This window comes from Endobacterium panacihumi, assembly GCF_050847465.1.
Lineage (GTDB): Bacteria > Pseudomonadota > Alphaproteobacteria > Rhizobiales > Rhizobiaceae > Neorhizobium > Neorhizobium panacihumi.
The window spans coordinates 533,343-544,591 of the sequence record NZ_JBOZRA010000003.1; the positions used below are offsets into that span (position 1 = coordinate 533,343).

Sequence of the window (11,249 nt, forward strand, 5' to 3'; positions counted from 1 at the left end):
GTCCCTGTTCCTTTGAGGAGCCATCAGCGGGAATTGGCCCGCTTCCGATGGAGCTTCTCACCATGGCACACGATCTCTCTCTCGCTCAACTGCACGCTTTCCACCTCTGCAACGACCTGATGGTCCCCATCACTCTGTTCAGATCCGGGGACGAATTCGGCGTCCTTCCGTCCGACGAACTCGATGACGAAGACGATCTGGAGATCGTGCACGAGTATTTCCCTCGCGGGTCTCACTGAGACCCGCATGCTCCTGCCGCTGGCGTGCTGTCGGCCGCAAGGGAAGCTTCGCCGCGGCAATCAAGGTGCAAATTTGCAACTTGATTGCCGCGCCCTTGCCCCCTCCGCTCTTCGCGGCGGGCGGAATTGTGCCCGCAAACTCGCGGGAAGAATAAGGGACGGCCGCGTTGCGGCCGAAGGAAATATGAGAAGGGAAGAATTGGAGGCGCTACGCGCTAAGGTCAGTTGCGAAGCTGTCCTGGAGCGGGCCGGATATGAACTCGATGGGAGGGAAAGTACCCGTCGAGCCGTCAAATACCGGCATGGCGGCAACATCATTATCGTGACGCATGACGGGCGCGGCTGGTTTGATCCACTGAGCGATGAGAAAGGCGACGTTTTCGCGCTCGCCATGTTTCTTGATAAGGTCACTTTTCCGGTCGCGGCGCAAGCGGTCGCGGGTCTGGTCGGGTTTCGACTTTCCCGTCCGGAATGGACGTCCCCGCGCTCTTCAGGCTCGGCGGGAGACCTTGAGGAGCGTTGGCGAAGCCGACGGACGCCGTCGCCCGGCTCCGACACCTGGCGCTATCTTTGTTGGGAGCGCGGGGTCCCCCCTGCCATCGTCCGGCACGCCATTCGGCAGGACATCCTGCGGGAAGGACCTCATGGCAGCATGTGGGCTGCGCATTTCGATGGCAGTGGCGCGGTGGTCGGCTGGGAAGAGCGCGGTCCCGAATGGCGTGGATTTTCCACGGGGGGCTCGAAGGTGCTGTTCCGTATAGGAGCGAGCGATGCTTCTCGCCTCTGCGTCACCGAGGCCGCAATCGATGCGATGAGCCTCGCCGCCATCGAGGGGCCGCGCGAGGGAACGCTTTATCTCAGCACCGGCGGCGGCTGGTCGCCCACAACAGATGCCGCTCTTTCTGTGCTAGCCGCTTTCCCAGGGGTCAATCTCGTCGCCGCCACCGACGCCAATTCTCAAGGGGATGCCTATGCGGAACGACTGCGTGTCATCGCCGAGCGTGCCGGCTGCAACTGGCTGCGCCTCCGACCTTCGGCGGACGATTGGAACGAGGTTCTCCAAAACAGGGAGAAGGAAAAGCGAGAAAGGAAGACGGAGAAAAGATGAGGTCTGCCGCATGCGTGCCGACCGCATCAAGGGAGGCTTCGCCCGGCAAGAGCCGGCCCTTGACCCAGCCGGACACGAGGCCGGCCGAGCGGGCGGTGACGAGGGACTGAAGAGAAGGGTGAGGTCGAGAGGACAGCACCGCCTTCGGTCCCCGAACCCCGAAAGGATCAAGCTGATGACTTCAATGTCCCTCCCCCGCAAAGTGTTTCAGGGTGTAGCCAAGCGCAACGACATGTTCCGGATGTTCGATCGGCACGCCAGGCGCCCCGACCGTTTTGATGGTGATCAGTCTGCCACCTATGCCGGCGAATGGTTCGAGATCGCCGAGACTTCCTACACCTATATGCTCGACATCATTCCACCACTCTGGATGCGCGGTCCGATCTTTGCGATGCGCGAGTTCATGACCGGTTCTGTCACGTCGGTCTTCTACGTGATGCGGATCGATGACGTTGTGCGCTATTTCCACACCTACTGCGACCTCTCTGATCCGAATTCGGTCGAGGCGATGCGATCTGCGATCGTCGACCGCGAAACCCGGCTGGTTCGGGCGATGAGCCGCGAAGAACGGCTCGAGCACATCTGGAGCACCACCGCGGACGACTATCGTGGTTATGCCGGCACCCGCTGGCCGAAGCCGATACAGGGCCATCGTACGGTCATGCTTTATGGTGGCAAGGAAGGCACTCTCCTGAAGCTGCTCGACAACCTGACCGATGACGAGATCGCCGCCAAGCTGCCGGTTCACCTGCGCCACCTCCCCACGGTCCTGGCGGCTTAAGCCGGACCCTACCCCCACAATCCGGTCGCTGTAGCCGGTCGAAACTTCGACCGGACGATTTCGCACGTCCGCATTCCAAAGGAGCTTTTCATGAGCAATGATCCCTTTACCTTCGATATGTTCGGCAGCTCTGCCCTGTCCTCCGGGCTCGGGCTTGGTGTGACCGCGTTTGGCGGTTTCTCTCCCGATGCAGCCAATGATGACGACCCGGATCCCACTCCGCCCGCATCGGCCCCTGCCCTCCCTGTCATTGCCACGCCTGTTCGGCGAGCAGTGTCTCGGGCAAACTTCTATCTTGACGGTGACCGCGAACTGGCCACCTCCTGGAAAGATCGCGCCCGTGCGAATGTCGCGGCAATCCTCGTTGCCGACGGAATTGCCAAGGACCGGCCGGCAACGCCCAAGGAGCAGGCGCAGCTGATCCGCTTCACCGGCTTCGGCGCCGGCGAGCTGGCCAACGGCATGTTTCGCCGCCCAGGCGAGGTCGACTTCCGACACGGCTGGGACGATCTCGGCTCTTCACTCGAAACTGCCGTCTCCGAGGCGGACTATGCGTCGCTCGCCCGCTGCACCCAATATGCCCACTTCACACCAGAGTTCATTATTCGGGCAATCTGGGCCGGGATTGCAAAACTCGGCTGGCGCGGCGGCCGGGTGTTAGAGCCCGGTATCGGCACGGGTCTGTTTCCAGCCCTGATGCCGGAACCGTTCCGCGATGCAGCCTATGTCACCGGGATCGAACTCGATCCGGTCACAGCCCGTATCGTCGGCCTGCTGCAGCCGAAGGCTCGCATCATCAATGGCGACTTCGCCCGCACCGACCTGGCGCCGATCTACGATCTCGCCATTGGCAATCCACCCTTTTCCGATCGCACCGTCCGCTCGGACCGAACCTATCGGTCGCTCGGCCTTCGCCTGCATGACTATTTCATTGCACGGTCGATCGTTCTCCTGAAGCCCGGCGCGCTGGCCGCCTTCGTGACCTCACACGGCACAATGGACAAGGCCGATACCACGGCACGCGAGCATATCGCCAAGTCGGCCGATCTGATCGCGGCGATCCGGCTGCCTGAGGGCAGCTTTCGTCGGGATGCAGGAACCGATGTCGTCGTCGACATCCTCTTCTTCCGCAAGCGCAAGCCCGGCGAGCCGGAAGGCGATCAGATGTGGCTCGATGTCGATGAGATCAGGCCCGCCACCGACGACGAGGGTGCGATCCGCATCAACAGGTGGTTCGCCCGGCACCCCGGCTTCGTGCTCGGCACACACGCGCTGACCTCGGGGCCTTTTGGCGAAACCTATACTTGCCTTCTCCGCGCAGAAGAGGACCTTGAAGCCGCCCTCGCCGCTGCCATCGATCTCCTGCCGGCCGAAATCTATGACGGCGAGCCGACGCCCATCGACGTCGATCTCGAGGATGAACTGGCTGAGATCGTTGACCTGCAGCCGAAGGATGGGCGTGTTCGCGAAGGCAGCTTCTTCCTCGATCGCTCAAAGGGTCTGATGCAGATGCTCGACGGCGTAGCCGTACCGGTCACGGTCAGGAAAGGCCGGTCGGGCGATGGGATCTCGGAAAAGCATGTCCGGATCATTTCAAAATTGATCCCGATCCGCGATGCCGTGCGCGAGGTGCTGAAGGCGCAGGAAACGGACTGCCCTTGGCGCGATCTTCAGGTTCGCTTGCGTCTGGCCTGGTCGGCTTTCGTCCGCGATTTCGGTCCGATCAACCACACGACTGTCTCGGTCCAGGAGGATCCGGAGACCGGCGCGGTGAAGGAAACCCATCGCCAGCCGAACCTTGCACCCTTTCGCGATGATCCCGATTGCTGGTTGGTCGCCTCGATCGAGGATTACGATCTGGAGACCGAGACGGCGAAGCCTGGCCCGATCTTTTCCGAACGCGTGATTGCGCCGCCGGCGGCACCGACGATCACCTCCCCCGCCGATGCGCTGGCCGTCGTGCTGAACGAACGCGGCTATGTCGATATCGAGCATATCGCCGAGCTGCTCCACAGCGATCCGGCGGCGGTAATCGACGAGCTGGGCGACGCCATCTTCCGCGATCCCACCGATGGATCGTGGAAAACGGCAGACGGATATCTCTCCGGCGCCGTCCGTACCAAGCTCACCACCGCCCAGGCTGCAGCAGAGCTCGATCCGGCCTATGAGCGCAATGTTAGCGCCCTTCAGGATGTCCAACCGGCCGACCTTCGCGCCTCGGACATCACCGCGCGTCTCGGAGCACCGTGGATCCCGGCTGCCGACGTCGTCGCCTTCGTGAAGGAGAAGATGGACGCCGGTGTCCGCATCCATCACATGCCGGAACTTGGCTCATGGACCGTGGAGGCGCGTCAGCTCGGCTACAGCGCCGCCGGCACATCGGAATGGGGCACCAGCCGTCGCAACGCCGGCGACCTGCTAGCCGATGCGCTCAATAGCCGGGTCCCGCAGATCTTCGACGTCTTCAGGGACGCTGACGGCGAGCGCCGGGTTCTCAATGTGGTTGATACGGAGGCAGCGCGCGACAAGCTGCAGAGGATCAAGCAGTCCTTCCAGGACTGGGTCTGGATCGATCCCGATCGCACCGATCGGCTGGCCCGAGATTACAATGATCGCTTTAACAATATCGCGCCGCGGAAATTCGATGGCTCCCATCTCAAACTTCCCGGCGCCTCTGGCGCCTTTGTTTTATACGGGCACCAAAAGCGTGGCATCTGGCGGATCATCGCCGATGGCTCGACCTATCTCGCCCATGCCGTCGGCGCCGGCAAGACAATGACCATGGCTGCCGCCATCATGGAGCAGCGCCGTCTGGGCCTGATCGCCAAGGCGATGCTCGTCGTGCCCGGCCACTGCCTGGCGCAGGCCGCCCGCGAATTCCTGGCGCTCTATCCGAATGCCCGCATTCTCGTCGCCGATGAGACCAACTTCACGAAGGACAAGCGCGCACGGTTCCTCAGCCGGGCGGCGACGGCGACCTGGGATGCGATCATCATCACGCATTCGGCGTTTCGCTTCATCGCCGTGCCGTCGGCCTTCGAGAGCCAAATGATCCAGGACGAACTACAACTTTACGAGGACCTGCTGACCAAGGTCGATAGCGAGGACCGCGTCTCGCGCAAGCGCCTCGAGCGGCTGAAGGAGGGATTGCAGGAGCGGCTTGAAGGCCTCGCCACCCGCAAGGACGATCTTCTCACCATCTCGGAAATCGGTGTTGACCAGATCGTCGTCGATGAGGCGCAGGAATTCCGAAAACTGTCCTTCGCCACCAATATGTCGACGCTGAAGGGGATCGATCCGAATGGATCGCAGCGCGCCTGGGATCTTTATGTGAAGTCTCGTTACATCGAGACGAAGAACCCCGGTCGTGCACTGGTGCTGGCGTCTGGCACGCCGATCACCAATACGCTCGGCGAGATGTTCTCGGTCCAACGTCTACTCGGCCGTGACGCCCTTGCCGAGCGCGGGCTGCACGAATTCGACGCCTGGGCATCCTGCTTCGGCGATACGACGACCGAACTCGAGATTCAGCCGTCGGGCAAATACAAGCCGGTCAGCCGTTTTGCCTCATTCGTCAACGTGCCCGAGCTGATCGCCATGTTCCGCTCGTTTGCCGACGTGGTCATGCCGGACGACCTTCGTCAGTATGTCAGGGTGCCCAACCTCTCGACGGGCCGCCGTCAGATCCTGACAGCGAAGCCGACACCGCTATTCAAGACCTATCAGCAGACCCTCGACGCCCGGATCAAGGCGATCGAAAAGCGCGAGGGACCGGCCAAGCCTGGTGACGACATCCTGCTCTCAGTCATCACCGACGGCCGCCATGCGGCGGTCGACCTGCGCTTCGTCATGCCGGCGGCCGGCAACGAGACCGAAAACAAGCTGAATCTCCTCGTCCGCAATGCTCACCGGATCTGGCAGGAGACCGGCGACGCCATCTATCGCCGCCCCGACGGCAAGGATTTCGATCTGCCGGGCGCAGCCCAGATGATCTTTTCCGATCTCGGCACGATCAATGTCGAAAAGACCCGCGGCTTTTCGGCCTACCGGTTCATCCGCGACGAGCTGATCAGGCTCGGTGTGCCAGCGTCGCAGATCGCCTTCATGCAGGACTTCAAAAAGACCGAGGCCAAGCAGCGGCTGTTCGGCGATGTCCGCGCCGGCAAGGTGAGGTTCCTGATCGGCTCGGCGGAGACGATGGGCACAGGCGTCAATGCGCAGCTGCGGCTAAAGGCGCTCCATCATCTCGATGTGCCGTGGCTGCCGTCGCAGATTGAGCAGCGCGAAGGCCGGATCGTGCGTCAGGGCAACCAGCACGACGAGGTCGATATCTTCGCCTATGCAACCGAAGGCTCGCTCGACGCCTCGATGTGGCAAAACAACGAGCGCAAGGCGCGGTTCATCGCTGCAGCGTTGTCGGGCGACACCTCCATCCGGCGGTTGGAGGATGTCGGGGAAGGTGCGGCCAACCAGTTCGCCATGGCCAAGGCCATCGCGTCCGGCGACGAGCGGCTGATGCAGAAAGCTGGGCTGGAGGCCGACATTGCCCGGCTCGAACGCCTTCGCGCCGCCCATGAAGACGACCAGTATGCTGTCCGTCGGCAGATGCGCGACGCCGAGCGTGAGATCGAGATTTCAACGCGACGCATCGGTCAGATTGGCCAGGATATCCAGCGTCTCCTTCCAACCACAGGCGATGCCTTCACCATGGTGGTGCTCGGTAAAGATCACACCGAGCGCAAGGAAGCCGGTCGGGCGCTGATGAAGGAGATCCTTACGCTATTGCAGATCCAGCAGGAGGGTGAGGTCCATCTGGCGACGATTGGCGGCTTCGATCTGGCCTATGAGGGCGAGCGCTACGGCAAGGGCGATGGCTATCGTTTTGAAACGCTGCTTCAGCGAACCGGCGCTGAATATGAGATTGATCTATCCATCACGGTCACGCCGCTCGGCGCCATCTCACGTCTGGAGCATGCGCTTGATGGCTTTGACGACGAGCAGCGCCAGTATCGCCGGCGGCTTGATGAGGCGGAGCGCAGGTTGACGTCTTACCGATCGCGTGATGGCGGCAGCTTTGCTTTCGCCGATGAGCTCAACGGAAAGCGAGAGACGCTCCGCCAGATCGAAACGTTATTGGCGGCCGACGCTGCCGATGACGACGGCATGCCACAAGGTGCATAACGCTATGCGCAAATTCTATGTGCAGGCTGATGAAAGTTCAGGCATAAGCAATCATAGCTGATGCGTATTCGCGGTCTCCTCCCAGTGCCGCTGCAGCAGCTGTTCCCCTCTGGAGGTTTTGACCTCCATATCTTATGGGCCACGGTTCACCGTTGGCCCTTTTTTTCTTGGCCATCGGCGCCTGATTGGAGATCGACCGCTTCTGTCTCGATAGCGCCGGCGCCGCGCGCCCAGCGGCCACGTCGCTCACGGGCCTGCGTCTTGAGCATATCGTTGTAGTACCCACGCAGCTCGTCGAAGTTGATCTCGCCGCCGACCCACCGATCGAGCAGAGCGATGAATGCCGGGTTCGTGTCTATCGGCGTGCCACGCTCACGAGCATGGTCGATGACCCTCTGGGCCATTGATTTTCGTGTCTCCAGGTCCGTGGGCATGTCATCTCGATTTGCGTTCAGCGACGGTGTCGAGCTGTAACAGTCGATCGTATTCAACGCCAACTGAATACATTTTCTTCCCCTAAAAAACGGCAGGGCGAAACCCATGCCATGCATCTTTTGTTGCCTTGGTGATGGGAAGTTCCGACACCACATATCGCAATTCGAAGCGTTTCCCCGCGATTGGCCGCGCCGTTTTTGGCATCGCGAGCCCTTGACGGGTGGACGAAGTCGATGAGATTTCATTGCGGAAAAGACCGTGGGAACCGAATGCCGTTTTATCTTGTCACCCAGACGACTCTGATTGAAGCCGATAACGAGGAAGCGGCGGCCCAGAATGCGATTGATCGTATTTGCTCAGGCGTGCCGGTCGCTGTTTGTGTGAAATTCGACGAGGCCGCGATCTCGCACATCACCGTCGCCGCCAAATGCGAAGTGCAGGAGCACGTACGACCAGGAAACGCGCAAGCGGACGATCACCACCAGCCTACCGAAAAGATCGTGGCGGTTGATGAGAAGGGCAAACGAGCTGTCTTGAAGCGCATGATGGCAGATGCCCGCTCGCTCATGTCGTGGCGGACCTGATATCGTGATTATGTCGGCAGATATTACGTGGCAATTTCGCCCTGGCGACAGGGTTGAGCAAATCGCCGACTAGCATCTTGGGCGTCCGGCGTCGCTCGCAGCGGTAAAGTCAGAGATACCTTTCTCTCAGAATGGACGTGAAGAGCCCAACGTGCGGCTTTGCCGAGCTGTCTCCCAAAAAAGAATATGGAGGAGAAGAAGGAACTGGTCGCAGATCGGTCCTCCTGCCGGCGCTTACGCTCAACCGCCGCCTGCACGATCTCGGCCGGTCGTCCATCGCAGGGCAGAGGCCCCGCTCGTCCTGCCCGGCAGGGATGCTCGGCCGCAGTTGCGGCAGTCCGGCCGCTCGGCGGTCCAGGAGCTGTCTTCGAGAAATATGAAGACAGGAAGGGCTGGCAAGGCGCCGGTCCGATGCTCTCCAGACAAGGACGAATCCCATGCAGATCATGAAAGTTGACCCGCGCGCTTTGAGGGAAAATCCCGACCGGATGCGCCAATCGAAGCCGTCGCCGCAGGCCGATGCGTTGATGCTGGCCACCATCAAGGCCGTGGGCATCGTACAGCCGCCTGTTGTTGCGCAGGAAGTCGATGGTGGCAACGGCTATATCATCGACGCCGGTCATCGCCGGGTCCGGCTTGCAATCGCCGCCGGTCTCGAGGAGATCGAAATTCTGGTTGTCGACGCCGCCAAAGACAACGGCGCAATGCGTTCGATGGTCGAAAACACTGTTCGCGAAGCCCTCAACCCGGTCGACCAGTGGCGCGGCATTGAGAGGCTGGTGGCTCTCGGCTGGACCGAAGAAGCGATCGCTGTCGCTCTCGCCCTTCCCGTCCGCCAGATCCGCAAGCTGCGCCTGCTCGCCAATGTGCTGCCGACCATGCTCGAACAGATGGCGCTCGGCGACATGCCGTCCGAGCAACAGCTGCGCATCATCGCTGCCGCAGGCCAGGTCGATCAGAAGGAGGTTTGGAAAGCACATAAGCCCAAAAAGGGCGACACGGCTCCTTGGTGGCAGATCGCGAACGCGCTGACCAAGAAGCGGATGTATGCCAAGGACGCGAGCTTCGGCGACGATCTGCGCGACGCCTACGGCATCGAATGGGTCGAGGACCTCTTCGCGCCGGCCGACCAGGATGGTCGCTACACCACCAATGTCGAGGGCTTCCTCGGCGCCCAGCATGAATGGATGACGAGCAATCGGCCGAAGAAGGGCGGGATCGTCGATGTCAATAACTGGGGCCAGCCGGAACTGCCGAAAAAGGCTTCCCAGGTCTATGGCAAGCCGTCGAAGTCCGACCACACCGCGCTCTATCTCGATCGCGATGGCAAGGTGCAGACTGTCTACTACCGCATGCCCGAGGCGGAGAAGCCAAAGGGCACTGCTGGTGGCGGCTCGGTCGGAACCAGTGAGGAAGTTGACGCAATCGTCACTCCGAAGGTCCGGCCAGACGTCACGCAGAAGGGGCACGACATGATCGGTGATTTCCGCACCGATGCGCTGCACGACGCGCTCGGCCACGCTCCGATCGAGGACGACATGCTGATGGCGCTGCTCGTCCTCGCCTTTGCCGGTCAGAACGTGCGGGTCGATTCCGGCGCAGGCGGCGCGCTCTATGGCGGTGCTCGCTTTGGCCGTCACGTTGCTCGTCTGTTGACGGAGGATGGCAGGCTCGCATTCGATATGGATACCGTTCGCGTTGCGGCGCGAGCAACTCTGATCGACGTGCTTTCATGCCGCCGTGGCATGTCGAACAGCGGCGTCGTCTCTCGCCTTGCGGGAGAAGCGATCGGCGCGGACAGCTATCTGCCGAACATGGGGTCGGAGGAGTTTTTCGCATCCCTGTCGCGTCAGGCGCTGGAAAACGTTGCCAAGGATGCCGGGATTGAGCCGCGTGCGCGTGTCCGCGAGACCCGCTCCGCTCTCGTTACCCATTTCGAAGGCGAGAATAACCTCGTGCATCCCTCGGCACTCTTCGCGCCGGAGCCGGCGGACGCCGTCGCCCTCCTCAAGCATCTTGATCAGGAGACTGCGCCGCAAGACGACGTCGATACCACGGAGGAAGAGCCTAACGGCTTCGTCACGGATGACGACGAAGAGGCGGGCCTCCCCGAGACGCCGGACACCGCGGAAGATGCGGCGACGCTGGACGATCACGAGGCGGCGTACGGTATCGCGGCCGAATAGTCTCCGACCCTCTCAGATCAAGCGTTCCGCCGCCGCCCCCCGCGCCGGCGGTTCGCTTTTCCGCACCCTTTAAAAAGGAGCCCGGCAATGAACGGACCTTCAAACCCACGTGCAAACAATCCAGCATGCACCAATCCCGCCGCCGATAGCGTCGAATTCGGGACAAGCGCCGACGGGTTTCCCGTCGCGCGCATCAGCGAAATACTCCTCGGCCACATCTCCAGGGGAAGCGGCGAGTTCTCCGAAACACCCACGGCCCGACCTGGCTTCAATCCTATCGGTTGCCCAACGCAGACATCGGGAGCGGACCGGACGGCAGCGTAGCGGTATCGAGCGAACAGACCGGTCAGGTCGAGGAGTGGTAGCCGGGCGGGCTGGAGCCATGTCCCTTTCAAAGTCCAGTCATGGCACCGTGACGGTTTGTCCTTCGGTTTTGCTGCGGTCTGAACCGGCGTCCGTGCGCTTCAAGGCCGCTAGCGCGCCGCAGGGCGGCCGGACCCGCCATCCTGCACGGAGCAGCTTCGCTCGACATCGCACGGCTTTTGCCCCGCTCGCTCGCAAATCGGCTCCGCTTGCACTGGACGAGCCCGGACCTTGAAGCGCCCGTCTTCCGCCGGTTCGGGTCGACCGCACCGAAGGGCAAGCCGGCACGGGGCCGGAACCGCTTCGGCTCGAAAGGAAGAAACATGGCCAAGCCCGCAACCAATCCTCGCCAGACCGCCCGGGTCGTGCAGC

At 61.9% G+C, this 11,249-nt stretch carries 7 protein-coding genes; 5 read left to right on the plus strand and 2 right to left on the minus strand.

From position 1 onward, the window contains the following. Window positions 1–23: 23 nt before the first annotated feature. A complete protein-coding gene (locus ACRQ1B_RS18115) occupies window positions 24–212 on the minus strand; it encodes a hypothetical protein (RefSeq protein ID WP_432295311.1) in 189 nt (62 codons plus the stop codon). 34 nt (window positions 213–246) lie between these two features. On the opposite strand from ACRQ1B_RS18115, the gene ACRQ1B_RS18120 reads away from it, so the two are divergent. The 3 genes from ACRQ1B_RS18120 (at window position 247) to ACRQ1B_RS18130 (ending at window position 7,309) form a co-directional block, all read left to right on the plus strand. Then, entirely contained in the window at window positions 247–1,347 is a 1,101-nt protein-coding gene (locus ACRQ1B_RS18120) for a DUF3991 and toprim domain-containing protein (protein ID WP_432295253.1), read from the plus strand. Window positions 1,348–1,522: 175 nt separating this feature from the next. Next, window positions 1,523–2,128: a DUF1419 domain-containing protein gene (locus ACRQ1B_RS18125; RefSeq protein WP_432295255.1), complete on the plus strand. Its 606-nt coding sequence runs from the start codon at window positions 1,523–1,525 to the stop codon at window positions 2,126–2,128. A gap of 90 nt (window positions 2,129–2,218) precedes the next feature. Continuing rightward, a complete protein-coding gene (locus ACRQ1B_RS18130; RefSeq protein WP_432295257.1) occupies window positions 2,219–7,309 on the plus strand; it encodes a DEAD/DEAH box helicase family protein in 5,091 nt (1,696 codons plus the stop codon). 146 nt (window positions 7,310–7,455) lie between these two features. Here the strand turns inward: ACRQ1B_RS18130 and ACRQ1B_RS18135 are convergent, their stop codons facing one another. Continuing rightward, window positions 7,456–7,851 (minus strand): hypothetical protein, encoded by a 396-nt coding sequence (locus tag ACRQ1B_RS18135; RefSeq protein WP_432295259.1) that lies wholly within the window; start codon window positions 7,849–7,851, stop codon window positions 7,456–7,458. Window positions 7,852–8,013: 162 nt separating this feature from the next. Between ACRQ1B_RS18135 and ACRQ1B_RS18140 the strand changes: the two genes are divergently transcribed. Both ACRQ1B_RS18140 and ACRQ1B_RS18145 read left to right on the plus strand, forming a co-directional pair. Then, on the plus strand, window positions 8,014–8,328 hold the full coding sequence (locus ACRQ1B_RS18140; RefSeq protein WP_432295261.1) for a hypothetical protein: 315 nt from the start codon (window positions 8,014–8,016) through the stop codon (window positions 8,326–8,328). Window positions 8,329–8,765: 437 nt separating this feature from the next. After that, window positions 8,766–10,514 carry a ParB N-terminal domain-containing protein gene (locus ACRQ1B_RS18145; protein WP_432295263.1) on the plus strand — a complete coding sequence of 583 codons (1,749 nt, stop codon included), beginning with the start codon at window positions 8,766–8,768 and terminating at the stop codon, window positions 10,512–10,514. Window positions 10,515–11,249 lie beyond the last annotated feature (735 nt).